Origin of the sequence: Pilosibacter fragilis (assembly GCF_032490495.1) — a bacterium.
Taxonomy (GTDB): Bacteria; Bacillota; Clostridia; order Lachnospirales; family Lachnospiraceae; genus Pilosibacter; species Pilosibacter fragilis.
This window is the reverse complement of the sequence record NZ_JAVYJB010000003.1, coordinates 48753-73573: the sequence shown is the minus strand read 5'-3', so window position 1 is coordinate 73573 and position 24821 is coordinate 48753. Positions and strand designations below refer to the sequence as shown.

Annotated in this window: 34 protein-coding genes; all 34 read left to right on the top strand. The window is 48.6% G+C overall.

Going from position 1 to position 24821, the window contains the following annotated elements; all coding sequences use genetic code 11:
- Positions 1-273, top strand: coding sequence for a hypothetical protein (locus tag ABCW45_RS02945; RefSeq protein ID WP_238045546.1), 273 nt, complete (start codon positions 1-3; stop codon positions 271-273).
- A 28-nt stretch (positions 274-301) separates the two neighbouring features.
- The gene (locus ABCW45_RS02940; RefSeq protein ID WP_238045547.1) at positions 302-997 is read left to right on the top strand and encodes a hypothetical protein; all 696 of its coding nucleotides are present in this window, start codon (positions 302-304) and stop codon (positions 995-997) included.
- Positions 998-1140: 143 nt separating this feature from the next.
- Complete coding sequence (locus ABCW45_RS02935) at positions 1141-1809, top strand: antirestriction protein ArdA (RefSeq protein WP_343220232.1); 669 nt, start codon at positions 1141-1143, stop codon at positions 1807-1809.
- A complete protein-coding gene (locus tag ABCW45_RS02930) occupies positions 1810-2181 on the top strand; it encodes an LPD28 domain-containing protein (protein WP_238045551.1) in 372 nt (123 codons plus the stop codon). It begins immediately after the preceding gene.
- A gap of 31 nt (positions 2182-2212) precedes the next feature.
- A complete protein-coding gene (locus tag ABCW45_RS02925; RefSeq protein WP_238045552.1) occupies positions 2213-3196 on the top strand; it encodes a DNA adenine methylase in 984 nt (327 codons plus the stop codon).
- Complete coding sequence (locus tag ABCW45_RS02920; protein WP_343220231.1) at positions 3193-3450, top strand: hypothetical protein; 258 nt, start codon at positions 3193-3195, stop codon at positions 3448-3450. The genes ABCW45_RS02925 and ABCW45_RS02920 overlap by 4 nt, the downstream gene beginning before the upstream one ends.
- Positions 3443-3721, top strand: coding sequence for an AbrB/MazE/SpoVT family DNA-binding domain-containing protein (locus tag ABCW45_RS02915; RefSeq protein WP_238045554.1), 279 nt, complete (start codon positions 3443-3445; stop codon positions 3719-3721). Before ABCW45_RS02920 ends, ABCW45_RS02915 begins: the two co-directional genes overlap by 8 nt.
- A gap of 3 nt (positions 3722-3724) precedes the next feature.
- A complete protein-coding gene (locus ABCW45_RS02910) occupies positions 3725-4249 on the top strand; it encodes a hypothetical protein (protein WP_343220230.1) in 525 nt (174 codons plus the stop codon).
- Between the two features lie 16 nt (positions 4250-4265).
- The gene (locus tag ABCW45_RS02905) at positions 4266-4826 is read left to right on the top strand and encodes a YodL domain-containing protein (RefSeq protein WP_238045556.1); all 561 of its coding nucleotides are present in this window, start codon (positions 4266-4268) and stop codon (positions 4824-4826) included.
- Positions 4827-4917: 91 nt separating this feature from the next.
- Positions 4918-5262 (top strand): septation protein SpoVG family protein, encoded by a 345-nt coding sequence (locus ABCW45_RS02900; protein WP_238045557.1) that lies wholly within the window; start codon positions 4918-4920, stop codon positions 5260-5262.
- 82 nt (positions 5263-5344) lie between these two features.
- On the top strand, positions 5345-5542 hold the full coding sequence (locus ABCW45_RS02895; protein WP_425518585.1) for a DUF6133 family protein: 198 nt from the start codon (positions 5345-5347) through the stop codon (positions 5540-5542).
- Positions 5532-6023, top strand: a complete 492-nt coding sequence (locus ABCW45_RS02890) for a prepilin peptidase (protein WP_343220228.1) — start codon at positions 5532-5534, stop codon at positions 6021-6023. The genes ABCW45_RS02895 and ABCW45_RS02890 overlap by 11 nt, the downstream gene beginning before the upstream one ends.
- Before the next feature lie 157 nt (positions 6024-6180).
- Entirely contained in the window at positions 6181-7011 is an 831-nt protein-coding gene (gene cpaB / locus ABCW45_RS02885) for a Flp pilus assembly protein CpaB (protein ID WP_238044195.1), read from the top strand.
- Between the two features lie 3 nt (positions 7012-7014).
- Complete coding sequence (locus tag ABCW45_RS02880; protein ID WP_343220227.1) at positions 7015-7827, top strand: CpaE/TadZ family protein; 813 nt, start codon at positions 7015-7017, stop codon at positions 7825-7827.
- Positions 7821-9467 (top strand): ATPase, T2SS/T4P/T4SS family, encoded by a 1647-nt coding sequence (locus tag ABCW45_RS02875; protein ID WP_343220226.1) that lies wholly within the window; start codon positions 7821-7823, stop codon positions 9465-9467. Before ABCW45_RS02880 ends, ABCW45_RS02875 begins: the two co-directional genes overlap by 7 nt.
- Positions 9464-10393 (top strand): type II secretion system F family protein, encoded by a 930-nt coding sequence (locus tag ABCW45_RS02870; protein ID WP_343220225.1) that lies wholly within the window; start codon positions 9464-9466, stop codon positions 10391-10393. The genes ABCW45_RS02875 and ABCW45_RS02870 overlap by 4 nt, the downstream gene beginning before the upstream one ends.
- A gap of 5 nt (positions 10394-10398) precedes the next feature.
- On the top strand, positions 10399-11271 hold the full coding sequence (locus ABCW45_RS02865) for a secretion protein F (RefSeq protein ID WP_343220224.1): 873 nt from the start codon (positions 10399-10401) through the stop codon (positions 11269-11271).
- Between the two features lie 13 nt (positions 11272-11284).
- Positions 11285-11935 carry a DUF3848 domain-containing protein gene (locus tag ABCW45_RS02860; RefSeq protein WP_238044142.1) on the top strand — a complete coding sequence of 217 codons (651 nt, stop codon included), beginning with the start codon at positions 11285-11287 and terminating at the stop codon, positions 11933-11935.
- Complete coding sequence (locus tag ABCW45_RS02855) at positions 11929-12336, top strand: DUF4320 family protein (RefSeq protein WP_238044140.1); 408 nt, start codon at positions 11929-11931, stop codon at positions 12334-12336. Before ABCW45_RS02860 ends, ABCW45_RS02855 begins: the two co-directional genes overlap by 7 nt.
- A gap of 10 nt (positions 12337-12346) precedes the next feature.
- A complete protein-coding gene (locus tag ABCW45_RS02850; RefSeq protein WP_238044131.1) occupies positions 12347-12901 on the top strand; it encodes a hypothetical protein in 555 nt (184 codons plus the stop codon).
- Between the two features lie 92 nt (positions 12902-12993).
- Positions 12994-13581 carry a DUF6550 family protein gene (locus tag ABCW45_RS02845; RefSeq protein ID WP_238044129.1) on the top strand — a complete coding sequence of 196 codons (588 nt, stop codon included), beginning with the start codon at positions 12994-12996 and terminating at the stop codon, positions 13579-13581.
- 52 nt (positions 13582-13633) lie between these two features.
- Positions 13634-15334 (top strand): DUF8193 domain-containing protein, encoded by a 1701-nt coding sequence (locus ABCW45_RS02840; RefSeq protein WP_343220223.1) that lies wholly within the window; start codon positions 13634-13636, stop codon positions 15332-15334.
- 83 nt (positions 15335-15417) lie between these two features.
- On the top strand, positions 15418-15753 hold the full coding sequence (locus ABCW45_RS02835; protein WP_238044126.1) for a DUF3852 domain-containing protein: 336 nt from the start codon (positions 15418-15420) through the stop codon (positions 15751-15753).
- A gap of 192 nt (positions 15754-15945) precedes the next feature.
- Positions 15946-16413 carry a hypothetical protein gene (locus ABCW45_RS02830; protein WP_425518583.1) on the top strand — a complete coding sequence of 156 codons (468 nt, stop codon included), beginning with the start codon at positions 15946-15948 and terminating at the stop codon, positions 16411-16413.
- A gap of 14 nt (positions 16414-16427) precedes the next feature.
- The gene (locus tag ABCW45_RS02825) at positions 16428-16859 is read left to right on the top strand and encodes a hypothetical protein (RefSeq protein WP_343220222.1); all 432 of its coding nucleotides are present in this window, start codon (positions 16428-16430) and stop codon (positions 16857-16859) included.
- Between the two features lie 20 nt (positions 16860-16879).
- Positions 16880-17335, top strand: coding sequence for a hypothetical protein (locus tag ABCW45_RS02820; RefSeq protein WP_343220221.1), 456 nt, complete (start codon positions 16880-16882; stop codon positions 17333-17335).
- A gap of 39 nt (positions 17336-17374) precedes the next feature.
- Positions 17375-18277: a conjugal transfer protein TrbL family protein gene (locus ABCW45_RS02815; protein WP_343220220.1), complete on the top strand. Its 903-nt coding sequence runs from the start codon at positions 17375-17377 to the stop codon at positions 18275-18277.
- 15 nt (positions 18278-18292) lie between these two features.
- Positions 18293-18655 (top strand): DUF7768 domain-containing protein, encoded by a 363-nt coding sequence (locus tag ABCW45_RS02810; RefSeq protein ID WP_343220219.1) that lies wholly within the window; start codon positions 18293-18295, stop codon positions 18653-18655.
- The gene (locus ABCW45_RS02805; RefSeq protein WP_343220218.1) at positions 18655-20682 is read left to right on the top strand and encodes a DNA cytosine methyltransferase; all 2028 of its coding nucleotides are present in this window, start codon (positions 18655-18657) and stop codon (positions 20680-20682) included. The genes ABCW45_RS02810 and ABCW45_RS02805 overlap by 1 nt, the downstream gene beginning before the upstream one ends.
- 125 nt (positions 20683-20807) lie before the next feature.
- Positions 20808-21116 (top strand): 4-oxalocrotonate tautomerase, encoded by a 309-nt coding sequence (locus ABCW45_RS02800; protein WP_238044114.1) that lies wholly within the window; start codon positions 20808-20810, stop codon positions 21114-21116.
- Positions 21117-21198: 82 nt separating this feature from the next.
- The gene (locus ABCW45_RS02795; RefSeq protein ID WP_343220216.1) at positions 21199-21462 is read left to right on the top strand and encodes a hypothetical protein; all 264 of its coding nucleotides are present in this window, start codon (positions 21199-21201) and stop codon (positions 21460-21462) included.
- On the top strand, positions 21459-22058 hold the full coding sequence (locus ABCW45_RS02790) for a hypothetical protein (protein WP_343220215.1): 600 nt from the start codon (positions 21459-21461) through the stop codon (positions 22056-22058). Before ABCW45_RS02795 ends, ABCW45_RS02790 begins: the two co-directional genes overlap by 4 nt.
- Before the next feature lie 92 nt (positions 22059-22150).
- Positions 22151-22861: a metallophosphoesterase family protein gene (locus tag ABCW45_RS02785; RefSeq protein WP_343220214.1), complete on the top strand. Its 711-nt coding sequence runs from the start codon at positions 22151-22153 to the stop codon at positions 22859-22861.
- 192 nt (positions 22862-23053) lie between these two features.
- Positions 23054-24817 carry a VirB4 family type IV secretion system protein gene (locus ABCW45_RS02780; protein ID WP_343220362.1) on the top strand — a complete coding sequence of 588 codons (1764 nt, stop codon included), beginning with the start codon at positions 23054-23056 and terminating at the stop codon, positions 24815-24817.
- Positions 24818-24821 lie beyond the last annotated feature (4 nt).

Below are 24821 nucleotides of genomic sequence, written 5' to 3'. Positions count from 1 at the left end.
ATGAAAACAAGACAGCAAGAGCAGGTTTACGATTTTCCATATGGATGGAACAAAGGTGATACCTGCGTGATGATCATCAATAAAGCCAAGAAAAGCACCTGTGAATATACCGTGGAGAGCTATGACGGAAGATACTTCGGGGTACGCAGCCATACCGGGCTTTTTCATCGAGCCTCTCCGCAAAGATTATTCCATTCAAAGGAAGAAGCGGTTGCAGCCTTGGAACAATCGGAAACACCGACGCAGGAAAGAGGCGGAATGACCTTTCAATAGAAATTTTGAGAGTAAGGAGTGAGAAGATATGACCGCAAGATTTATGAGTGACACCCCCTATGCAGGAACGGAGCAGGAAATGCAACGCATTCCGGGCTTCCATTCCAGAGGAACCGGAATGGCGGTAAGTCATTTTAGGTACAGCGCAAAGGACTGTGACTGTCGCCTATGTGCCTATAAAAGCAGAAAAAGAAAATGCGAAAAAGCGGATGGCTGTATCTGCCTGCGTGAACGGCTTGTGGCAGGCTGTGTGCCATTCGAAGAACTGTTGGAAAAGTTGACAGCAGAGGTAAGCGTCAGCCCGTTTGTGAACCGTGTGGCCCGGCTGTCAGCGCAGTCGCATCCCTGCTTTTTCCTTGCCGGTCACAGAGAACGGTTTGAACCTTTATGGGAGCGTCATATCCGGACAGCAGAAGAAGATGCCATGTGTGCCGCATTATATCTTTTGTCTGCAGACCGATTCCTGTGGGGAAAAGCAATATCCGCAATCGAACCGGATATCATCCATTTTCAAAAGATTCACATTCACGGCGTGGATTTAAACGGGTATGTGCTGTTCCATACTGCAAAGGATTTATATCAGGGAACCAAACACATCAGTCTGTCTGAACTGGTTGATCCGGAATTGGTTGGTGATATGACATTTGAACTGATTATCACAGCATTTTTGATTCGCCGTTATGGATGCGGCGTATTGAGTGCGGAAAGGAGTAAACGATGCTGAATGTATATTTAAGGACTCCACAAACAGATGCAGGAGCATGGCTTAACTTTCCTGCAAGCTATCAAACAGTTCAGCATCTCTTCTCTGTACTTGGGGATTTATTGGATGAAGAAAAAGTCGGGCAGGAAATGCGGCGTTCGGATATGGGAACTTATACAGAAGCCGGATATATATTCCCAAACAGTATGCCGCATCAGGAATGGTATGACGGAATTCATTTGCCGGATATTCCTGATATGCCAAAAGGCGTGATATCTGTTCTGTTGAGCAGTCTTGATAAGCCGGATGAAGTCGGTGTATGGCTGGAACTGCCTGCAACAGAGCAGGAAATGCAGAGTGTGCTGAAACAGCTGGGCGAACACTCTTTTGATAACTGCCTGATAGCGGGCAGTATCAGCACCGCTTTTCCCTATCCCCTTGCCGGTGACGAAGATGTGGAAAAGCTCAATACTCTGGCACAGAAAATACAGGCGTTTCCGGATCAAAGGACTCTGGCAAAATTCAAGGCGGCATTGGAGTTGGAAATCCGCAATGAAATTGATTTTGCATTGGATGTTGCAGAAAACCTTGACTGTTATGATTTTGATCCCAAGATGTACTCCCCTGCGGCATATGCGGAATATATTTTCAGAGAAGCCGGAATCGATCCAAACGATCCGGCTTTTGCCATGTTCGATTTTATGGGATATGGTGAGCGGCAGATGCAGCAAGCCGGACATGTCCAGACCGCATACGGTATGATCTTACGCAACGAGAACCCGTTCGTATCAAAATACAGTCAGACAGAATCCATGCAGATGGGAGGAATGTAAATGAAGGGATTGGATGCCAACACACAGAAGTATGAACTGGCGGAGATTGATCATAACGTTGTGCTGTTTACCAATATGCGGCTTGACCGGGATACGGTTCCGGAAGGAATTTTTTGCTATGATGTCAGGGATTCCGATGACCTTGACGGTAACATGGCGGAAGTGAAACCGTTTGTATTGGTGAATCATTGGGGAACGATACTAAGCAAAGAACCGTTTCCGATGGATGAATCAGGAAGCTATTATCCGGAGGACTGGGGATATCTTGGAGAGGACATGAGCCTTTCGGAGTTCCAGAAAGAAACAGCTGAACAATTGGAGGCACGATTAGAACCACAGCCATCAGGCGGAGAAATGACCATGCAGCCATGAATAGCCTGCCGCCGGAAGGAGGTGATGCGGCATGAACAGTTTTATTGCATGGGTAGGCGGAAAGAAGGCCCTGCGGAAACTGATTTACACGATGTTCCCCGTTCAGTTTGACCGGTACATTGAAGTATTTGGCGGCGGTGGATGGGTATTGTTTGGAAAACCGCCGAATCTGAAGCGGAAGCTGGAGGTTTATAACGACTACAATTCCAATCTGGCAAATCTTTTTTACTGTGTCAAGAACAGGACATGTGCTTTTTTGCTGGAACTGGGATTTTTACCGATCAACAGCCGGGATGAGTTTTCCATGATCCGCACATTCTTGGAAAAGCAGGAGCCGGACACCACATTTTTGCAGGAGGAACTGACTCTTGCCGAGCAGAACCTCTCCCCGCCTGATTATGAGGAAATCCGCGCGATCCTTTTGGAAAATGCACAGATGACGGATGTCAAACGGGCGGCGGCTTTTTTCAAACTGATCCGATACAGCTACGGCAGCGGCTGTACCTCTTTCGGATGCCAGCCATTCGATGTGCGGAAATGCTTTGACGCAATCTGGCAGGCATCTCACAGGCTTTCTGAAACCGTAATCGAGAATAAGGACTTTGAGGCGTTGATACGGCAGTATGACCGTGACAACGCCTTTTTTTATTGCGATCCGCCTTACTATGAAACCGAAGGCCATTATGAGGTGGTGTTCCGAAAGGAGGATCATATGAGGCTTCGGGATACGCTGAAAGCCTGCCGCGGGAAGTGGATGGTAAGCTATAACGACTGTGATTTTATCCGCGAATTGTATGACGGATATTATATCACTGCCGTTACCCGGCTGAACAATCTCGCCCAAAGATATGAAGGCGGCTGTGAGTTTCCGGAAGTGATTATTACCAATTATGATCCGAAAGAAATGGAACGGTCACAGCCAAGACAGATGCGTCTGTTCGGATTGGGTGAAGAAGATGATGAGGACTGCTATGAAATTACAGGGGTATGGTCCCCGGAAAGAGAGGCACTATGAGACATAAAAAACAGAAAAAGAAAAGAAGCGGGCGACAGAGTGTTCTGTCCATTCCCAATACGCTGCTCCATGCGGCAGACATCTCACCGGATACCGATCTGGTGATTGAAACGATCCCCGGCGTGATACTGATTGGAGAAAAAGCGCCTTTAAGTACCGTACAGCAGCCATTTATTGATTTGTTTTCCGCAATGGGGATGACTCCAAAGGAAGTGGCGGATGTAATAGAAAAAGGAGGGTTTAATTATGAGTAAACCAATTTATAAGCTGGTTGACAGCAAAGGGAGAGTGCTGATTCCAAAGGCACTGCGGGAAACTGCCCATATGGAATACGGGGATATTGTGCGTATTGGTCTGAGCAGCGGCAGGATAACCGTCACAAAGGTGGACATTGTGGAGGTTGGCGATCAGTCATCGGAAGCAGTGGAAGCCTATGTGCGTGCGGCAGTTAAAGCGATGCCGGACAGCAAACGTCTGGAACTGCTTGGGGAATTGAGCAGCCTGCTTCAGAAAAAGGAGGGATAAACGATGCGTGTCTATACGCAGGAAGATTGCGTACAACAGAACCTGCCGGAAAACCTGATGAATCGTGTGCTTGTGCTGCCTGAAAATGAAACAGGGCAGCTTTTCTTTTGCCAGAAGGATGCTGGGGATGCCTTGCAAACGGTTTCCCTTAAAACCGGTGAAGTTACATGGTGCAGAAAGCAGGATGTGATGGGGCTTCTCAGACCGGAACTTCTGCCGGATAGTGCCAAGCTTCAACTTTCACAGATCCGACCGGCAGGTGCGGCAGATCTTTCTGAGCATACACCGCAGTATTCCGGCTATAGTTTTCTTCCGGATGGCAGGTATGCTGCCGGGGTATGGCTGTGCAGTCCAGAGGAAGTCCGGGACTATGTGCAGATGCAAAAGGACTATCAGCATCGTGTGCTGATCTGTGACAGGAATGATTTTGCTGTGATGGAGATTGTAGAAGGAAAACTGGTATTTCCAAGTGAGCAGGATCTTCAGGCATTCCCACAGCAGCCAGAGGGAGGAATTCAAATGGGATAAAGGAGAGTGATGAGAAATGAAGCCCATTCAGATCCGGAATGGAGTCATTGTTTATTACGGAAACCGTGTCGGCATGGTACAGGACGGACAGGCCGTTGTCGATCCCATGTTTGAACGGGAAGAATTGAAAGACTTTTTAAACCATCAGCGGGATATTCGGGAAGTTAAATGGCAGAACGGCGTCTTTGACCGGCTGGTGAACCAGGCAGAACCTTCCCCTGACCAGCCGGTACTGAAAAATGTGCGTGTCTGGCAGTTAAAACCGGATGTGGATATCCGTATGAAGTTTATCAGTTATGAGGAAATGTGCAGGCAATTCGGCTCTCCGAGTGCAGAGCAGTATCAGTTGGTATATGACGGAGCCGTAGAAACCAATGATCTGGAGGCACTCTATACGACATTCAATACAGAATGGCCGGAAGGATATACCGGACATTCCCTTTCCATGAGCGATGTTCTGGAGTTATATGACAGAGAGAGCAGTTCTTTTCACTATGTGGATCGGTTCGGCTTTCAACAGGTGGACTTCAACTCTCCGGAGCAAGCCATAAGGACATCCCATACCATGCAGTTTTAGAGCAGGCAGATTGCTGTCAGTTCTTTACTGAACAGATACACAGAAAGGAACCATGAAATGAAAAAGCAGCAGAAAAAAAGGAGGAACTACTATGCCCCAAATCGATGTCCGAATCAATTCCATGTATCCGCCCGGAACCCAGGGAGGAACCAGAGCCTACGCATCCGCTACCATAGACGGGTGCTTTGCCGTCCGGGGAATCAAACTTGTCGAGGGCGGTAAAGACGGCCTGTTTGTATCCATGCCCAGCCGTAAGACACAGGATGGCTACAAGGAGATCTGTTTCCCCGTAACGGCAGAATTTCGCAACCAGCTGTACGGCGCTGTTATGGATGCTTACCATCAGGCATTGGAACTGGCACAGGCTCCGCCGCAGGCGTCCCCTGTACAGCAAGCAGAAGCTCCTCGAAACGGTCAGCAGATGGCCGGAATGTAATCAAAACCAACCTACAATCACGAAAATGGAGGAAAACGATATGAAAATGATGAAAAACCAGATGCTCAAAATCCGCACTGCCATGACGCTCAAAATGCTGGAAGCGAAAGCAAAATTGAGAGAAACTTCCGGCGAAGGTTATGTGGATACCGCCATCAAGATTCTGATCGCAGTGGTACTTGGCGCATTGCTGTTAGCCGGTCTCTATGCCCTGTTTAATGATACCGTGCTTCCGACTCTGGTCGACCGTGTCAAAGAAATGTTTGATTATGGCGGTTGATCCGGCACTTTTGGAGGGAGTATCCATTACCTTTCGGCAAATCCTGCTGCCCATACAGGCGGTATTGTTCCTGATCCTTTTGATAGCTGTATCAGTTTGGGATATTTCAAAAAGGACGATACCGGATGGCCTGCAGGTTGGGATTGCGGCATTATCCCTTCTGCAGTTCCAACCACAGCATCTCTTGGGCATTCTAACAGCATTCCCCTATCTGGCGGCAGCGTTGTGCTGCCGGAACGGGAAAGGAATCGGCGGAGGTGATGTGAAGCTGGCCGGGGCTTTGGGATCGGTATTGGGACTTTCAGGAGGGCTTTTTGCCTCTGTGATCGGTCTTGCAGGATTTGTTATTTACGGCATGGGACTTCAGATGTATCAAAGATACCGGAAGAACGAAAAACAGGCTCCGCTGCCGGTAGGCCCCTTTCTGGCAGCAGGAGCCGCTGTCATATATTTTATGAATATCGGAGGAATGAATCTATGAAAAAGAAAATCATGATTGCCGTATGTACAATGATACCGGTTGTTGCAGGGACGACAGCTTTCCTGCTTTGCCGCCGCAAAAGGTATATTTCTAAGTAACGTATTCGGCGGGTTTCTTTACAGAGGCCCGCCTTTTTTAACCAAAGGAGGAAATTGCTATGAATCTTTTGAAAAACCGGACTGTGATCGGTGTCATCTGCATTGTGCTTTCCCTGATCATTTGTTTTGCGGTAACACCGCTCTTTAATCAGAGCATCAGCGAGAAAACAGAGATTGTCCGTGTAGTAAAGCCTGTGAAAAATGGAGAGGAAATCCAATCTGACATGGTAAAGCAGGTGGAAGTCGGTGGATACAACCTGCCGGAAGATGTTGTGAAAAGTTCCGATACGGTCATAGGCAAATTTGCAACAGCAGATCTGGCTGTGGGCGATTATATTCTTTCATCCAAACTTGCGGAGGAACCGACGGCAGAGAACGCCTATCTTTATCACCTGACCGGAGAAAAGCAGGCCATTTCCGTATCTGTAAAGAACTTTGCAAACGGACTGTCCGGAAAGCTGCAGAGCGGTGATATTGTCTCTGTAATCGCACCGGATTACAAAAAGCAGGGTTCTACCGTCATCCCTGCGGAACTGCAGTATGTGGAAGTGATTGCGGTAACCGCAAACAGCGGCTCAGATGCCAATACAGGCGAACAGACAGAAGAAAGCGAAGAACGGGAACTGCCGGATACAGTGACGCTTTTAGTGACGCCGGAACAATCCAAAATCCTTGCAGAGCTTGAGGCAGACGGAAAACTTCACCTGTCTTTGGTATATCGTGGAGAGCAGAAAAACGCCGTCGTATTTATTGAAGCGCAGGAGGCTGTATTGGCGGAACTGTATCCACCGGTTGAAGAAGAAAACCCATCTGAGCAAACAGAAAAAGAAAATGAAGAAAGTGAGGCCGAAGAATCGGAAACCGTTCCTGCAGAAAGCGAGGTGGAGTAAGCCTTGAATTTCTTGAAAAACAGTATCTTTTCCCGCAGATCCGGTGAAGAAGTGCAGGAGCAGATGCCGGAGAATGAAAATCAAATGCTCGCTGTCTGGGGCAGTCCCGGTTCCGGCAAGACCACAGTTGCGGTTAAACTGGCTGCCCGCCTTGCCATGCAGAAACGGGATGTTGCCTTGCTGCTGTGTGATATGAATACCCCAATGCTTCCCTGCATCTGCCCGCCGGGAGAGTTGGAGGAAGAACACTCCCTGGGCAGTATCCTTGCAGCAACGCATGTATCCGAATCACTGGTACGGCACAATTGTATTACGCACAAACGGTTCCGTCATCTGACGCTTTTGGGAATGCGGAAGGGAGAAAATGAATACACCTATCCTCCCTATGAACGGACACAGGCGGAAGAACTTTTACAGTGCCTGCGGGGAATTGCCCCCTATATCATCATTGACTGCGGCAGTTACATTGCCAATGATATCTTATCCGCTATTGCCCTGATGGAATCGGATGCGGTCCTCCGGCTGGTAAACTGTGATTTAAAGTCCATCAGTTATCTGTCTAGCCAGCTTCCCCTGTTGCGTGAGAGCAAATGGGATGCGGATAAGCAGTACAAGGTCGCAAGCAATGTACGGGCAAATGAAGCCAGCGGCCATATCGAGCAGGTGCTTGGCAGTGTAGCATTCCAGATCCCGCATTCGGAAGAAGTCTTCGCACAGGTATTGGAGGGAAACCTGTTCACGGAACTGAGCATGAAAGACAGCCGCGGTTTTCGTAAATCCATCGAGGCTATTACAAAGGAGGTGTTCGGATGTTAGGAGAAAGACGCAGCAAGCCCGCATTTTTGGAGGATTCTTCAAAAGATGTTCAGCGAATGCATTCTCCGTCTGATGAGCATCAAACACCTCCCCCTGAACATGCAGTCTCACGATTTGGAGAGCTTCAATTTGGCCCGGACTACCCGATTGTGGAGAATGTTTGGGATACAACTTCTCCAAAAGAAGAAAGTCAGAACAAAAAAGAGGCAGAAGAACTTTCGGAAATGCAGGATGATGAGGATGTATATGTGCCGCCGAAAAGGGAACAGAAAACTCTGCGGACCCATGACCTGTTTTTCGCTCCGGAAGATGAGAGCCGTGATTTTTCTTCTGTGCTTCGTGAAGTGCAGGCATACCTTTCCAAAGAATACAGCAGTTTGGTGACTGCGGGAAACAATGAAGAAATCAAGTCTCAGATCCGTCGATTTGCAGGGAAGTACATTCAGGATCATCGTATCCATGTGAATGGGATGACGGCAGAGGACCTGGTAGATGCCATCTATTCCGAAATGGCGGAATTCGGTTTTTTGACCAAGTACATCTATGGGGAAGGCATTGAAGAAATCGATATCAACGCATGGGATGACGTGGAAGTACAGTTCTCAGGCGGTGTCACAAAAAAGTTGGAAGAACATTTTGACAGCCCGGAACACGCAATCAACGTAGTGCGCCGTATGCTTCATGTCTCCGGCATGGTGCTGGATGATGCCAGTCCCAGTGTTCTGGGGCATCTCTCCAAAAATATCCGTATCGCTGTGCTGAAAACCCCCATTGTTGATGAAGATGTGGGCGTGGCCGCATCCATTCGAATCGTGAATCCGCAGAGTATGAAGAAAGAAGATTTTGTAAATGGCGGAACCGCAACCGATTCCATGCTGGATTTTCTTGCGGAATGTATCCGATATGGGATCTCTGTGTGTGTGGCAGGGGCTACCAGCTCCGGAAAGACCACACTGCTCGGCTGGCTTCTTACCACGATTCCGGACGGGAAACGAATTTATAGCATTGAAAACGGCTCCAGAGAGTTGGCATTGGTGCGGCGAAAAGACGGGAAAGTAGTCAATTCCGTTGTCCATACACTGACAAGAGACAGTGAAAATGAGCGCCAGAGGGTTGACCAGATTGCACTGCTGGATATGGCTCTGCGATTCAATCCGGATATCATTGTTGTGGGTGAAATGCGCGGACCGGAGGCGAATGCCGCGCAGGAAGCAGCCAGAACCGGTGTGGCGGTGGTAACAACGATCCACTCCATGAGCTGCGATGCCACTTACCGCCGTATGGTTTCCCTGTGTAAGCGTGCCGTTGACATGAGCGACGAAACCTTGATGGGATTTGTGACGGAAGCCTATCCCATTGTGGCATTTTGTAAGCAGTTGGAAAATAAGGAGCGCCGTCTGATGGAGATCATGGAATGTGAGATCCAGACAGATGGGACACGGAAATTCCGCCCGTTGTTTCAGTACCATATCACGGAGAACCGTGTAGAAAACGGGAAATTTATCATTGCGGGCAGTCATCGTCAGGTTAATCCTATTTCGGAAAGCCTTGCAAGGAGACTGATGGAAAACGGGATGCCGCAGGATATGTTGGAACGCCTGCTGACCATGCCTGCAGAAAAGGAGGTTGAAATATCATGACAGCCATACAGTTACTATCTTGCGCCGGATTGATTGTAGGAGCATTTCTGCTTCTGCATTTAAAACCCGTGGAATTTACAGACAGTCTGTTTGCATTCCTGCTACGTCCGAAAAAAGGAATCCGGGACAAGCTCAAAGAATCATCAGGCAGAAAAAAGCCGGGAATCTTCCGGCGTGAGATCGGAGAAGCACAGGCTGTTTTGGAGATGACCGGACGCGGCAGCCATTTTTCAATCGTGTGCGCGGTTTCTCTTGGGCTGTTCTGTCTGGGCGGTTCCCTTGCCATTTTGCTTGGGAATTTTTTTCTGGCTCCGGTCCTTGCAGTGGGCTTTTTATTTCTCCCGTTTTGGTATGTAAAGCTAACGGCCAGCCACTATAAACGGGATGTATCCGCAGAACTGGAAACCGCCCTCTCCGTCATTACGACCGCCTATTTAAGGACCGAAGATATTGTGACGGCGGTAGAAGAAAATATCACGTACTTAAATCCACCGGTATCCAAAGTGTTTGAACATTTCCTGATGCAGATCCGGCTGGTAAATCCCGATGTGGAAGCAGCGATCCATACTATGCGAGGGCAGATTGAAAATGAAGTCTTTTGGGAATGGTGCGATGCTGTCAGTGACTGTCAGCGTGACCGCAGCCTGAAAACTACCCTCACCCCTATCGTTGCCAAGTTATCGGATATGCGTAACGTCAATGCGGAGCTGGAATATCTGATTGCGGAACCACGCAAGGAATTCATGATCATGGTCATTTTTGTCATCGGGAACATTCCGCTGATGTACATGCTCAATCAGGACTGGTATGACGTGCTGATGCATACCATGCTCGGACAGATCATCCTCTCCATAACTGCGGCGGTTATCTTTATATCGGCAGGATTTGTGGTCAAGCTGACACGCCCGATTGAATACAGGAGGTGAACCGGATGACAGGATTATTATTTTTATTCGGAGCCTTCCTTGCATTGGGGTTGTTTTTTATTGTGGCTTCCATTCTCCGTCTGCCTACGATTGGCGCAGCCAAAGCCATGCTTGGTACGGTTAAGCAGGAACGAAAAGCAGCCAAAAGCCTGGAAACCCATTTGATGACGGCAGCGGTCCGGCTGTCCAAATGGATTCATATGGATGAGTACAAACGAGGACGGATGAACAACATCCTAAAGGCCAGCGGTCTGAACCTGTCACCGGAAGTGTATCAGGCGTATGCCATTGTAAAATCCGGTGCTGTACTGAGCGCAGTCATTCCGTGCCTGTTTTTGCTGCCGCTTTTGTCACCGGTGGTAGTCATTCTTGCGGTGCTGCTCTATTTTAAAGAAACGCAAAAGGCAGATGAGCGCCTCAAAGCAAAACGGGATGAGATTGAACGGGAGCTTCCACGTCTGGTGGCAACGATTGAACAGGAGCTGAAAGCAAGCCGGAATGTAATCGGGATGCTGGAACGGTTCAAAGGAAATGCCGGGCAAGCACTGACCGGAGAGCTGGATATCCTGCTGGCGGATATGCGCTCATCCAACTATGAAGCAGCTTTGACACGGTTTGAAGCAAGGCTGAACTCACCGATGCTGTCGGACGTTGTCCGGGGATTGATCGGTGTGCTTCGCGGAGATGACAGTGCGGTTTATTTCCAGATGTTATCACATGATTTCAAGCAGATTGAACTGCAGCGTCTGAAAGCTGAGGCCCAGAAGATTCCGCCGAAGATCCGGGTATTTTCCTTTGCTATGCTGATGTGTTTTCTGCTGACGTATCTGGCGATTATCTGCTATGTGGCAATCCAAAGCCTCGGCGGAATGTTTTAAGGAGGAATGCAAGATGCTGGTAAAAGATTTTTTAAAGAAATATCCCAACGACAACTTTCAGATGATGACACCGGGCGGTTATGTGGATCTGTCACCGCAGCAGGCTAAGGAACTGTTAGCAGGCAAACCGGTTGCAGCACATCCCGGCGAATCCGGCTGTAAAATGATGTTGGATGCAGAGGAACTTCTCAAGGAATCCGTATTGAGCGCCAACTGGAGACACGGTATATGCTATATGCTGACGGATCTTTTACAGGAGGCTGAGTCACAAAAAGAGGTGGATGGTATGCAGGAGCATGATAAGAAACAGAAACTGAAAGAACGTATCAAAGCCGGATACGAAACGTATATCCAGCAGTTAAAGACAAAGCGGGCGCCGGATTTGATTGAAATGGCTTCAGAAATTGCTGCTGCCAAGTTAGTCTATGAAGGGCTGAATGTGGATGGAGTGATGGCGGAATACGCCGATTACCTTTTGCAGTTTGAGAATCCGTTTGAAGTTGTGCGGGATGAATGGCATATGGCACAAGAATACGACTATCACGAAGAACTGGATCATGTGCTGTGGCGAATGGCGGATCAAGGGATTGGTGAAGGCGAATATCAAATGGCAGAGAAGGATGCCGAATGCCCCTCTTTGGAACAGGGGGTGACCATGTGCTGAAACGACTGCAGGAAGTGCTTCATGACAAACGTGCAGAGGGGTATGTGGATGTAGTGGTACTGGTATTATGCGCTGTGCTGGTGTTGGCCCTTGCCATGCGGGTGCTTCCTGTGTTTATCCAAAAACAGCAGTTGGATATGTTTGCAACCGAGCTGGTACGGGAAGCAGAAGTGTCCGGAAAAGTCGGTACAGAAACAAACAGACGGGCTGAGATTTTGCAGGAAAAGACAGGGCTTGCTCCGGATATTTCATGGTCAGAAAGCGGAGAAATCCAGCTGAACGAGGAAGTCACGGTCACACTTACTTTGGATACGGAAATCGGTCTGTTCGGAGAATTCGGCTCATTCCCAATCACTCTGCGTTCACAAGCCTCCGGAAAATCGGAAGTGTATTGGAAATGAGGTGCAGCCCATGTTTAAGAGAATCAGGAAAATCTTAATGGATACCGGTGGTGCCTCCTTTCCCCTGACCATTGCCATTGTGCTGACGCTTATCATTTTCCTGTGCGGCATCAGCGAGTATTTTCGCCTGCAGGTCATTGCTTCCGGAGTTCGGGAAGCTGTGGAGGATGCCATTATTTCTACCGTTAATGATAACTATGCGGGTGTTTATCATGGAGTCCGTGAGGGATATTCGGGAGGATATATGCCGGATGATGCAGAAGATTGGGAGGAAACGCTCAATACAGGCGATATCTATGCTTACTTGGATGACGCCATCGGCACACAATCTCAGGGCGGGCGGCGTGTAAAATATATCGGGGATGAGGAAATGGAGTTTGCCATTGACCGTTTAGATGTAACGATACGGAATGCTCCGCTGGCTCCGTCCGATCCGAAAAATGCACAGAGGTTTGAAGCAGATGCGGTGGTACGTCTGGAAGTTCCGGTTCGGTTTGGAGGCAAACTGCTCCCATCTATGGTAATAACGCTCAAAGTTCAGGCCGGATATATAGAAGTATTTTAGAACTTTGGAAATCCGCTGGACTTGTAAAGAAGGTTATAGTATGTTAAGTCATAATAAAAGGTGTCAATCCTACACAAGGAGGTAAAAGTGGTATGAAAATGACAGAAAAAACAAAAAAATATCTGGCTGTCGGATCGGGTGCAATCATCTGTGTTGCCCTGATCGCCGCAATTGCACTTCAATTCGGGAAATCTTCTTCCGGAGAAGATAAGACAGTGGGGGAAAGTTCCACAACTACAGAAGTTGTAGTTGATCCCAGCAAATCTTCCGGGAAAGACGATAAGGAATCTTCAGATATAACGCTCCCGCCTGATAAGGAAAGCGGCCAGAGTGCAGAAACGAAGCCTCCCGTGGATAACCGTCCGGCACAGACAGATCAGTCAGAACAGAGCATCCAGCCGGAGGTGACAAAGCCGGAAACACCCAGTGAAGAAGCACTGCATGATCCAACCACTAAGCCGGATGGTACAAAAGTGGATACTCCACCGGAACCTGTGGAACATGAAGATGTAGAACAGCCGGAGGAACTTCCACCGGAGCCAAACGAGCCGCAGGGTGGTGATACCAAAGACGGGCAGGTTTATCTGCCGGGATTTGGTTGGGTAACGGATACCGGAGGCAGTGGAAGCACAGCCGATGATATGTACGAAAATGGAAATAAAATCGGTATTATGGATTAAGACGAAAAACACCGTGGAAGCACGGTGTTTTTTTGTTGGAAGGAGGTTTGCCGTGAAGAAGAAAATCAGTCTGCTGGTAGTCTTATTGCTCCTCTGTTCCCTGTTATTTGCGATTCCGGTGTATGCAATCGGAGAGGGAAACATTGACGGCGGCGGAGGCGGCATGGGACAAGGAACCAGTCAGAATAAATGGAGTCCGGGGATGGAAGGTGTTCGTGTGACGGTAGTGAAAGCAGAAGATGGCACACCGGTTACAACACCCATTGATCTGACCAATAAAAAGCCAACCAATGTACAGGCGCATTTTGGGAAAGTCAGTAAAGTTTCTTATAACCGTGGTTCTTCCCTTTCACCCAGTGGCTCCACTTATGAATTTATCAATCCTGCGCAGGCACTGCCAAAGATTATCAGTTCCGATAGTCTTGGCGCTTCCAGTATTGAGGAAATAAAAAGTTATTTTACCGATGAACAGGTACTGCGAAGCATTGCCGGGTTGACAGGGATGGACTTTGACACAATGGTAGCCGGAGAATACAAACTTCTGATTGAACCGCTTGGATATTACACGTTTCAGGGAGTGTTTATTGCCACAACCGCAACCGAAGCGGCACTGTATGACGAGCAGCTTGGCGGCGGTCTGCGTTCCAAAATGGTGTCTTTTTCCCATCAGAATCTTCCGCTTGCCATTTTTCTCGAAACACCGGATCTCGGTTATCCCGCATGGGGTGGCAGCAGAAATTCTCCGGCATCGAACAGCGATATTAAATCCTCCCTGGGGATTGGAATTGTCCGGTTTAATGAAATGACAACACCGCCAGAAGTCAGCACATATGATTATGAATATCGCACCAATACCGAAGTGATTACATCGGTGGAAGTGCGTGGCGGTCAGAGTGATCCGGACCATCCGGTTTCGGTGACATTCCATGTACAAGGCAATACCTATACAGTAGATCAGGTGTACTATCCTGATGGAGACAGCCAGCTGGCGTGGATTCGCTGGACAACACCGGACGAGCCGCAGACGATGACAATCGCGGTGGAAGTGAACGGCGGAGGCGGTGTAAATAAAGGAACGATCCATGTGAATATTGTGGATTTGGATGAGAATCCACCTCCAGATCCAAATGCGGATGACCGGAAAGATGACTTTACACTTCCCGACCTGCCGCAGAAAACACAGGCGACATCCGCAAACTGGGGTGTCTGGCGGCCGTGGTGGCAGGAATACTGGGTATGGCACAGCAGCGGAGATGGAGATGGCTACTGGTGCGATCATGGATGGTGGGAGTTTGACTACGACCGCTACTCTGCAAGTCTGACTGCCGATATGTCGGTGGTACCGGATGAGAAGGCACCAACCGCAAACGGAAAAACCATGAAATCCGGCTATGGGATCAACGAGACTGTTCGTACCCATGTCAGTACAACACAGAGTTCCGCAGTTACTCCGGCACAAAATGCGGTCACCTATTTCCCGGAGTTCCAGTATCAGGGCTTCTGGCGGCTTCTTAACCGCATGAGTAGTGGCTACGATATGCGGCATGAGTTTCAGGAAAACCGATACAGTACCTATAAAAGGCGGACGCATTTCACTCCAATCTGGTATCCGGATGGAGATTATACGCCATACACTTGGCTGATCGACTGCTGGACACCGACAGGGATGCTATCCATGAATCTGAACGATTCCATTACGATTGACGGAAACCTGTGGAGTGACTGGCATATTGCACCACAGAACCCGAACTAACATCAGAAAAAGACTGCACGGCAATCTTTCTTGCTCTGCAGTCTTTCTTTTTGCAACAACGAAAAGGAAGGGAGATTAAAACAATGAAAATGAAACGACTCATGATGCTTGTTTGCGTAGCAGCTTTGACCGCTTGTGTGTTTTGTGTGCCGACATATGCAGCAAGCGGAGATGTGGCCGGAGCAATTGAGGGAACCTGGGATACAGCATCCGAACAGATTAAAACAGTTGTGAATAACGTGGTTTTTCCTGCAATTGACCTGATCCTTGCCGTCTTTTTCTTTGCCAAACTTGGTACGGCTTATTTTGATTATCGTAAGCATGGGCAGTTTGAATGGGCAGCACCCGCAATTTTGTTTGCCTGCCTTGTGTTTACTCTGACCGCACCGCTTTATGTATGGCAGATTCTCGGAATGTAAGGAGGAACAGAAATGGGATGTTGGGGAATTACAGCCTCTGAATCTGATGCCGGTCTGGATGCTTTGGCAGCGATCCGAACACAAATACAAAAAGACGGAACGCTGAAGCTGGAGGATATCCTTGCTGAATTGAAAAGAGATGCGTGGAATGCACCTGTGGATGTACACAGGTGCGAAGCACATACCAGCCCCATGATGCTGGCAGAAGTGATTGTCCGTTTTTTGGATGGATGTGCTGCAGAGCTGGACTTTGGGGAAACCTATCAGAAAGACAAAAGATTTTCCTGCCTTTCTTCTTTTACGGGTGAAAAAGCTACCATACAGTGGTTGCGGGACTATTTAAGCGATACTTTAAAATATAGCCGTGAAAGAGCCGAAAGCACCCCAAGATGTGGATGGTTCAAAGAACAAGATTGGATCGGATGGCAGGAGCATATGGAACATTTGGTTTTGCGCATGGATATGCTGCTTGCAAGTGATCCGGAAAAAGGAGAACTGGCAGAACTGCAGGTGTCCGGAGAAATAAACTATCAGAAGGAAGTGGAACGCATCTGTGAACAGGAAGGGCATGTTTGGAAGGAAACCAATGCAGACTGCGAAAGCGGAACCAGCGACTTGGAATGTGAAAGATGCCATAAATTTCAGGTGCTGCATTGGTAGAAAGGAGTACCTATATGACAAAGTTTGAACAGGAACTGCGGAAATTATTTGATCATGACAAGCTGTTTTCGGATGTCCGGTTTGTAGGAAATACCTGCTATGGAAGGCTGACCGACCAGATCCGTGTAAAAGTAAGCTTTCAGACAGGTATCGTTGCGGATCGGTATGACCGATTGAAAATCACGCTTCTCAACCGGAATGAAGGGCCGATTGACAGTCTGGTACTGCGGTTAAAAGATATTTGGGGAGTCAAGCCGGTCGCAAACAATCCGAATTTCAGAAATGGCGTGTGTCCGTATCTGTGGGACTGCGATGGCAAAGTGGAGTGGTATGCATACCGCCCTACTTCTGAAGATTATCAGAAATTGACGGAGGCAGCCGGAAATTATCTGGATGTGTTCCGTGAGCCGGTACAGGAAACACAGATGGGCCAGCGTATGTACTAAAAGAAACGGAGGAATTAAGTATGGACAGAAAAGAAACAACGGGGTTGAATCCCATGCTGTCTCTCAGACAGCAAATCGAAGAAAAGAGCGAAGGGCTTTGTAATATTGGCCCCGGACCAGGAGGAATCGGTGTTTCCAATCCTCCTGGATCGGAAGTTTATATGCTCCTTATGTTCGAGCCGAAGCCGGTACAGGATGGTGTGGTTTTTCCGGAATCAGTGGACGGATACTCTGTGAGAATCGCAGGGTTTGACGCAGAGACAGACCGGGAGCTGACAAAGAAGGAACTGGAACAGCTGTTGAAAGAAGATCAAAATCCCACAACACAGAAAATCGCGGGTACCATTCTTGCGTTATCCGAACCACAGTACATTTCCACGGAAGAATGTGTGAATGCCTTTAGAATCATGGCAGATGAAGAAACGCAGGAAATGTGTGAAAAACCTCAAACTGGTATGAACGGTCCGGTGATGTAAAGCCGGACTATTGCCTGAGAAAGGAGGTGCGATTATCAAGTGTTTATATGGGATTTCGTAGCAGACACGGTATTAGGACAGATCATCGACTGGATCTACGGGCAAATCGTAGGTTTTCTCGGTGATTTTTTTATGCAGATGGGAAACATGGGCGCCGATCTATTCGAAATGACATGGGTACAGTCTGTAGTGCTGTTTTTTTCCTATCTGGCTTGGGCGCTATATGTGACCGGACTGGTGGTGGCAGCGTTTGAATGTGGGATTGAGTGTCAAAACGGTCGAGGCAGTATACGGGAAACCGCATTAAATGCAATCAAAGGATTTATGGCGGTCAGCCTGTTTACGGTTGTGCCGGTGGAGCTGTACCAGCTTTGCGTGTCCCTGCAGGGAAGTTTCACTGCGGGCATCACCGGACTGGGAAAAGATTTCGGAACGGTTGCGTCTGAAATCATTGCATCCCTGCAGGATGCGGGGACATGGGAAGATGCTATTGGCGCAGGCGTGTTTGGCGGCTTAAACAGTATCACCAGTCCGATCCTGATGATCTTTATTTTAATCCTGATGGGCTATGCCGTAATCAAGGTCTTTTTTGCCAATCTAAAGAGAGGCGGTATCTTACTCATCCAGATTGCGGTAGGAAGCCTTTATATGTTCAGTGTGCCAAGAGGATACATTGACGGGTTTACCGGATGGTGCAAACAGGTGATCGGGTTGTGCCTGACCACATTCCTGCAGGCCACGGTATTGATCGCAGGGCTGATGGTGGTCAAGGACCATGCCCTGTTAGGTCTTGGGCTGATGCTGTCGGCCGGAGAAATCCCCCGCATTGCAGGTCAGTTCGGATTGGATACAGGAACCAGAGCAAATATCATGGGTGCGGTCTATGCGGCACAGGGAGCCGTGAACCTGACCAGAACCATTGTACAGACAGTAGCAAAATAGAAAGGGGGATTCTCGGTGAAAGAAAGCAGATTGGTATATATCGCTTCCCCTTACGCGGGAGATATTCAATCCAATGTGGAATTTGCGAAAGCCGCCTGTCGCTTTGCGGTATCGCAAGGCGCCACACCGCTTGCGGTACATCTGTTATATCCGCAGATTTTGGATGACAGGATTCCGGATGAACGAACTGCCGGAATTCAAATGGGACTTCGTGTTTTGAGAGCATGTGATGAACTGTGGGTATGCGGGGATTTCATTTCACATGGGATGCAGGCGGAATTGGATGCTGCAAAAGAATGGGGCATCCCGGTCAAACAGATCCGAGCGGAAGAACTGCTTGCTCAAGAAGTACCGGATCGTTCTATGGAGATGGTCTGATGATGACAATGGGAAGCCTGTTTGATGGAATCGGCGGCTTCCCGCTTGCCGCAATCCATAATGGAATCATACCCGTTTGGGCAAGCGAGATTGAAGCCTTTCCCATTCAGGTAACAAAACTCCGTTTTCCACAGATGCAGCATACAGGCGATATTACAAAGCTGAACGGCAAGACGCTTCCCCTTGTGGATGTTATCTGCGGGGGCAGTCCATGTCAGGATCTGTCGGTTGCCGGACAGCGGCGCGGGCTTGCCGGAGAACGCTCCGGCTTATTTATGGAACAGGTTCGGATTGTAAAGGAGATGAGGAATGCAGATGAAAACCGAGGATTACCAGATCACCTTGTTCGACCTCGATACCTCGTTTGGGAAAATGTGCCGGGAGCCTTCAGTTCCGCACAGGGTGAGGACTTCCGTGCGGTCATCGAGGAAATTGTCCGCATTAAGGACAGTGCCTGTCATGTGCCTCGACCTGACACCGGGCGCTGGGAACCTGCTGGGGCTACCATACTGGGAGATCGGTTCAGTCTGGCTTGGCGAGTCCTGGACGCTCAATACTGGGGAGTCGCCCAGCGTCGCCGTCGTATCTTCCTTGTCGCAGATTTTGGAGGACACACCGCACCCCAAATATTATTTGAGCAAGACCGCCTGTTTGGGGATTCTTCGGAGAGCCAAAGCGCGGGGCAAGGAACTGCCGGAACAGCTTCGCAAGGCACTGATCATACAGGCGGAACTTGCCTGACTCCCTGGGATGTACAGAGCCGCCGCATTTTTTCAGAAGATACTGTTTGGCCGGCATTGTATGGAGGCGAAGGAGGCGGACATGGATATATTCAGAAAAAAGAACAGGAAAATGCAGAGCAAGTTTTATGCCTGAACGATCAAGGCGGTGAGCGGATGGACATAACCGAAGGCTTTACCGCTACACTCCGAGCAGGAATGAGTGGTCATCCCCCATTGGTTGCCGAACAGACAGCAGTTTCCGGAGTTGTGACAAAAGGAAACGGGGATTGTTTCCTGACACCGGATGTTCATACTTCCCTGACAGGCGGCGGAGGACAGGCCGGTCAGGGATACCCCTGTGTTTTAACAGCGGGATTTTGTGGTAATGCAAGCGCGGAAGCCGGAGGGATCGGCTATCAATCCGAGCGTTCCCCTACCCTGAAAACCGGTACAGCGCCATCAATTCTGTGCTTGAATGATCAGGGAGAAAGTGAAATGCATCTATCAGAAGCAGTTACGGGAACGCTTCAGGAACAGGAACATGGATACCAACCGCTTGTACTTGCAAGTGGGCAAGGCGGTGCGGAAATCGGAACCGGAATCTGTCCTACAATTACCGAAGCAGCCGGAACCAGCGGAAATAACCAGCCGATACTGTTTGAAAATCACGGCATTGATTCCCGCTATACCGGTCCTCATGCAGTAGCGCCTACGATGTCCGCACGGTATGGAACGGGCGGCAATAACGTGCCTTTGATTTCAGACGATCCGCAAAGCTATTGCATTGCCGGAAATATTATCGACAGAGAAGTACAAAACGGCGGGAACGGTCTGGGGTGCCAGCCGGACATCAGTTATACATTGACCGGTATGGACCGGCATGCTGTGTTCAGCCGGCAGCGAAGCGATGAACTGGTTGAAAATGAGGTGGTATCCACTCAAAGCGCCCGACAGCATAAAGACGCCACTGATCTTGTGTGTCAGCCGGATATTTTCGGACAATCCCAGTACGGAGCCTATGCGGAAGGATGCACAACACTCCGTGCCAGCGGCGGAGATCATGGCGGGGGCAGTGAAAATCTGGTGGCAATGTCAGGAGAAAATCCAGCAGAGCGTCGGTTGATCCGCAGGCTGACACCCCTTGAATGCGAACGTCTGCAGGGATTTCCGGATGGATGGACCGATATGCCGGGGGCTTCAGACAGCGCCAGATATAAGGCTCTTGGAAACAGTGTGGCGATTCCATGTGTGGACTTTGTTCTGCGTGGCATCGCTTATTTTTTGTGCCGGAATCAGGAGGAATGACTATGTAACATTGGTGCTTCTGCTTTACTTTTCGCTTAATCCTTGTCAGATATGGTCATAGCTATTCCATAACATTCCCGATATACTTGGCTTACACAGAATGAAAAGAGAAAGGAGTTTACCGTATGGAAAAACGAAAAAACCTGTGTGCAATGATACCGGAAACATTATACACGCAGGTATGTTCTGAAAAAGAACAGCTGGAACTGACACTCAGCCAATATGTCGAGAGGATACTGAAAGAACATTTCGAAGGAGGAAAAGCAATGGCAAACGGGACAAGGACACTGGCATTTCAGGTATCGGAGGAACTGTTCACACGGATTAAGGAACACCTGAAAAAGACCGGACAGAGCCAGAAAGATTTTGTGATCACCTTAATCGAGCAGGCACTGCAGGATGCAGAAAAAAATGAGGAAGAAGCACCGGAATAATCAGAAGAAAAAACAGAATAACGGATTCTAAAGCCGCCGGACAGCTGAAAAACCGGCGGTATTTTTATTTGGAGGTGAGCCTTTGTACATTTACCCTGACAATCTGAAGTCCAAAGCGACTCTGTGGCTTTGGCAGCTGAAGGATATCGGAATCATCGGAGCCTGCGCAGTGGTCTCCATTTTATTTTTAACACAGGCAGGCTTTTTCCCTCCCATTGTGCTGACGGCAGTCTATGCGTTTCTGACAATCCGCTTTGAGGACACCAGTATTCTGGATTTTATCTGCTATGCGTGTGCGTTCTTTTTTACCCGCCAGCAGCTCTATGAATGGAGGTATACCGAATGAAGAAAAAGAAAATATCAGAAAAAAAGGAAGCAAAGCAGCGTGCTTCCACCCGCCAGCTGATCGGGGCAAAAGCGGTTACCGACTACAGTTTGGTCACCTATGGGCAGGGGGAACTGGTTTATTTCATTGTGAAGCCATCCAACATCTCTGTGCTTTCCGAAGCGAGTATCGGCGCAAGGATCTATGCGCTGATGACTGTATTGAAAGGCGTGGCGGAGATCGAGATGCTGTGTTTAAACAGCAGGGAGAGCTTTGAAAACAATAAGCAGTTCCTGAAAATGCGCATGGAGCAGGAAGATAATCCGGTGATCCGAAAATTGCTGGAAAAAGATCAGAACCATCTGGATCGGATACAGGTACAGATGGCAACAGCCCGTGAATTCCTGATCCTGATCCGCTTAAAAGATGAAAAAGAATCGGAGGTGTTCCCCTACCTGTCCCGTATTGAAAAGTCCCTGAAAGAACAGGGATTCTCTGTCAAACGGGCAGATAAGGAAGATATCAAACGTTTGCTGGCTGTGTATTATGAGCAGAATGTGACCACAGAAAAGTTTGAAGATTTTGACGGAGAACGCTGGATCATACCGGAAGATTAAAGCTGGGGAACGCCTGTTTTTCTACCCTTCTCTGCTACATCATGGTATAATGAGAATGTCTGAAAAATAGCGGATACAGAAAGGAAGATTGCATGATTTATATAACGGGGGATACGCATGGGCAGTTTGAGAGAATAGAAAATTTTTGCCGCCGGTATGGAACCGGCAAAGATGACGTGATGATTATCCTTGGAGATGCCGGAATCAATTTCAGCGGCGGTCTCCGCGACCAGATAAAGAAAGAGTATTTAGAGTCCCTGCCGGTAACGATTTTTGCAATCCACGGGAATCATGAGCGCAGACCATGGACTATAGACAGTTATCAAGAAAAGCGTTGGCATGGCGGTGTGGTGTATTATGAGAAGGAATATCCGAGTCTGTTATTTGCAAAAGACGGGGAAATATTTGACTTAGATGGAAAGAAGGCTATCGTCATAGGCGGGGCATACAGCATTGATAAGATGGTAAGGCTCATATATGGGTATGGCTGGTGGCCGGATGAACAGCCTTCTGAAGAAATCAAGCAGTATGTGGAGAGTCAGTTAGATAGGCTGAATTGGAAAGTGGGTGTGGTTCTAAGCCATACTACACCATTAAAATATGAACCAATAGAGGTGTTTCTGGCGGGGATTGACCAGAGTAAGGTAGATAAATCTACGGAAGAATGGTTGGACAGGATTGAGGACAGATTAAAATATGAAAAGTGGTATTGTGGGCATTATCACACAGAGAAGAAGATTGACCGGCTGGAGATTCTGTTTGAGAACGTATCTATATTTTGTGAAGAACAAAGCGAGATATAACAGACAAAATCCGCAGAGGTTCTCATGCAGAGCATATGAAACAGAAGAATGAGTAAGTGCGTCGGATATTACGGTATCCGGCGTATTTTTTATGCCTGAAAACAGGCAGGAACAGGAGGTGTCCCTTTGAAGAAAGCAAAAACTGCAGCCACAGAAGTGAAAGGTGATGTTCGGATTCAGGAATTTCTGGACATGATCGCCCCTTCTGTGATTAAGTTTGAAACGGACCATTTCATCTGCGGCAACACATACCGCTGTGTGTGGGCGCTCAGAGAGTATCCAACCGCAACGGATGAACAGGCTATCCTGTCGCATCTCGGAGAGAAGGATGGCGTTACCTTGCGGATCTATACCCGCCATGTCACCCCGGTGGAAGAAAAGAAGATCATCAGCAATGCCGCCAATAAAAACCGCATGGATCGGAGCAACACCAACGATCTGCAGCAGACGGTGCTTGCGGAAAGCAACCTGCAGGACGTGACCACGATCGTAGCGCAGATGCACCGCAACCGGGAACCGCTCCTGCACACGGCTGTGTATCTGGAACTGTGCGCCCATGACTTTGATCAGTTAAAACTGCTCCAGACAGAGGTGTTGACTGAGCTTATCCGTTCCAAGCTGAATGTCGACCGGCTGATGCTTCGCCAGCAGCAGGGGTTTCAGTGCGTCATGCCCACCGGATGGAACCTGTTCCGCGATCAGTTTGAACGGGTGCTTCCCGCCAGTAGCGTGGCAAATCTGTATCCGTTCAATTATTCCGGCAAAACCGATCCACAGGGATTCTATATCGGGCGCGACAAGTTCGGCAGCAATGTGCTGGTGGATTTTAACCGCCGTGCCGATGACAAGACGAATGCAAATATCCTGATTCTCGGCAACAGCGGTCAGGGAAAAAGCTATCTCCTGAAGCTCCTGCTGACCAATCTGCGGGAAGCCGGTATGCATGTGTGTGCCCTCGATCCTGAAATGGAATATGAGGATCTCACCAACAATCTTGGCGGCTGTTTCATTGACCTGATGAGCGGCGAGTTTATCATCAACCCATTGGAGCCAAAAACTTGGGATGAAAACGGCAGCCCGGAGGACTTGGATGCACCGCAGACATTCCGCATCCGTTCCCGTTTATCGCAGCATATCAGTTTTCTCAAAGATTTCTTCCGGACCTATAAAGATTTTACAGACCGGGAGATTGATGTGATCGAGATCATGCTCCAGAAGCTGTATACCAAATGGAACATCACAGATCAGACGGACTTCGGAAGATTGACTTCCAACGATTACCCGATCCTGTCTGACCTGTATGCGTTCATGGAAGCGGAATATAAAGAGTTTGACGAGAGCAAACGGCAGCTTTATACCGCAGAAATGCTGCAGAGTATTTTGCTGGGACTCAATTCCATGTGTGTGGGTGCGGAGAGCAAATTCTTCAACGGACATACCAACATTACCGATTCCAGCTTTGTGACCTTTGGCGTCAAGGGGCTGTTGCAGGCCAGCAGGAGTTTGAAAAATGCGCTGCTCTTCAATGTGCTGTCTTTTATGAGCAATGAACTTCTGACAGAGGGAAACACCGCAGCAAGTTTGGATGAGTTTTATTTGTTCCTTACCAACCTGACCGCAGTGGAATACGTCCGCAACTTTATGAAACGTGTTCGGAAGAAAGACTCTGCCGTCATTATCGCCAGCCAGAACCTGGAGGACTTTAATCTGGACGGTGTCAAAGAGTATACCAAGCCGCTGTTCTCTATCCCCACCCACCAGTTCCTGTTCAATGCGGGAAGTATTGATGCCAGATTTTATACGGATACCCTGCAGTTGGAGGAAAGTGAATATAATCTGATCCGCTATCCGCAGCGTGGAGTGTGCCTGTATAAATGCGGAAATGAACGATACAACCTGATGGTGACTGCTCCGGAGCATAAGGCCAGACTGTTCGGAAAGGCCGGTGGCCGTTGATGGA

Bases quoted from the DNA above. Each gene is read 5' to 3' on its own strand.
- ABCW45_RS02945 (WP_238045546.1), top strand. From the start codon at position 1: ATGAAAACAAGACAGCAAGAGCAGGTTTACGATTTTCCATATGGATGG.
- ABCW45_RS02940 (WP_238045547.1), top strand. From the start codon at position 302: ATGACCGCAAGATTTATGAGTGACACCCCCTATGCAGGAACGGAGCAG.
- ABCW45_RS02935 (WP_343220232.1), top strand. From the start codon at position 1,141: ATGGGAACTTATACAGAAGCCGGATATATATTCCCAAACAGTATGCCG.
- ABCW45_RS02930 (WP_238045551.1), top strand. From the start codon at position 1,810: ATGAAGGGATTGGATGCCAACACACAGAAGTATGAACTGGCGGAGATT.
- ABCW45_RS02925 (WP_238045552.1), top strand. From the start codon at position 2,213: ATGAACAGTTTTATTGCATGGGTAGGCGGAAAGAAGGCCCTGCGGAAA.
- ABCW45_RS02920 (WP_343220231.1), top strand. From the start codon at position 3,193: ATGAGACATAAAAAACAGAAAAAGAAAAGAAGCGGGCGACAGAGTGTT.
- ABCW45_RS02915 (WP_238045554.1), top strand. From the start codon at position 3,443: ATGAGTAAACCAATTTATAAGCTGGTTGACAGCAAAGGGAGAGTGCTG.
- ABCW45_RS02910 (WP_343220230.1), top strand. From the start codon at position 3,725: ATGCGTGTCTATACGCAGGAAGATTGCGTACAACAGAACCTGCCGGAA.
- ABCW45_RS02905 (WP_238045556.1), top strand. From the start codon at position 4,266: ATGAAGCCCATTCAGATCCGGAATGGAGTCATTGTTTATTACGGAAAC.
- ABCW45_RS02900 (WP_238045557.1), top strand. From the start codon at position 4,918: ATGCCCCAAATCGATGTCCGAATCAATTCCATGTATCCGCCCGGAACC.
- ABCW45_RS02895 (WP_425518585.1), top strand. From the start codon at position 5,345: ATGACGCTCAAAATGCTGGAAGCGAAAGCAAAATTGAGAGAAACTTCC.
- ABCW45_RS02890 (WP_343220228.1), top strand. From the start codon at position 5,532: ATGGCGGTTGATCCGGCACTTTTGGAGGGAGTATCCATTACCTTTCGG.
- cpaB (WP_238044195.1), top strand. From the start codon at position 6,181: ATGAATCTTTTGAAAAACCGGACTGTGATCGGTGTCATCTGCATTGTG.
- ABCW45_RS02875 (WP_343220226.1), top strand. From the start codon at position 7,821: ATGTTAGGAGAAAGACGCAGCAAGCCCGCATTTTTGGAGGATTCTTCA.
- ABCW45_RS02870 (WP_343220225.1), top strand. From the start codon at position 9,464: ATGACAGCCATACAGTTACTATCTTGCGCCGGATTGATTGTAGGAGCA.
- ABCW45_RS02865 (WP_343220224.1), top strand. From the start codon at position 10,399: ATGACAGGATTATTATTTTTATTCGGAGCCTTCCTTGCATTGGGGTTG.
- ABCW45_RS02860 (WP_238044142.1), top strand. From the start codon at position 11,285: ATGCTGGTAAAAGATTTTTTAAAGAAATATCCCAACGACAACTTTCAG.
- ABCW45_RS02850 (WP_238044131.1), top strand. From the start codon at position 12,347: ATGTTTAAGAGAATCAGGAAAATCTTAATGGATACCGGTGGTGCCTCC.
- ABCW45_RS02845 (WP_238044129.1), top strand. From the start codon at position 12,994: ATGAAAATGACAGAAAAAACAAAAAAATATCTGGCTGTCGGATCGGGT.
- ABCW45_RS02835 (WP_238044126.1), top strand. From the start codon at position 15,418: ATGAAAATGAAACGACTCATGATGCTTGTTTGCGTAGCAGCTTTGACC.
- ABCW45_RS02830 (WP_425518583.1), top strand. From the start codon at position 15,946: ATGATGCTGGCAGAAGTGATTGTCCGTTTTTTGGATGGATGTGCTGCA.
- ABCW45_RS02825 (WP_343220222.1), top strand. From the start codon at position 16,428: ATGACAAAGTTTGAACAGGAACTGCGGAAATTATTTGATCATGACAAG.
- ABCW45_RS02820 (WP_343220221.1), top strand. From the start codon at position 16,880: ATGGACAGAAAAGAAACAACGGGGTTGAATCCCATGCTGTCTCTCAGA.
- ABCW45_RS02805 (WP_343220218.1), top strand. From the start codon at position 18,655: ATGATGACAATGGGAAGCCTGTTTGATGGAATCGGCGGCTTCCCGCTT.
- ABCW45_RS02800 (WP_238044114.1), top strand. From the start codon at position 20,808: ATGGAAAAACGAAAAAACCTGTGTGCAATGATACCGGAAACATTATAC.
- ABCW45_RS02790 (WP_343220215.1), top strand. From the start codon at position 21,459: ATGAAGAAAAAGAAAATATCAGAAAAAAAGGAAGCAAAGCAGCGTGCT.
- ABCW45_RS02785 (WP_343220214.1), top strand. From the start codon at position 22,151: ATGATTTATATAACGGGGGATACGCATGGGCAGTTTGAGAGAATAGAA.
- ABCW45_RS02780 (WP_343220362.1), top strand. From the start codon at position 23,054: ATGATCGCCCCTTCTGTGATTAAGTTTGAAACGGACCATTTCATCTGC.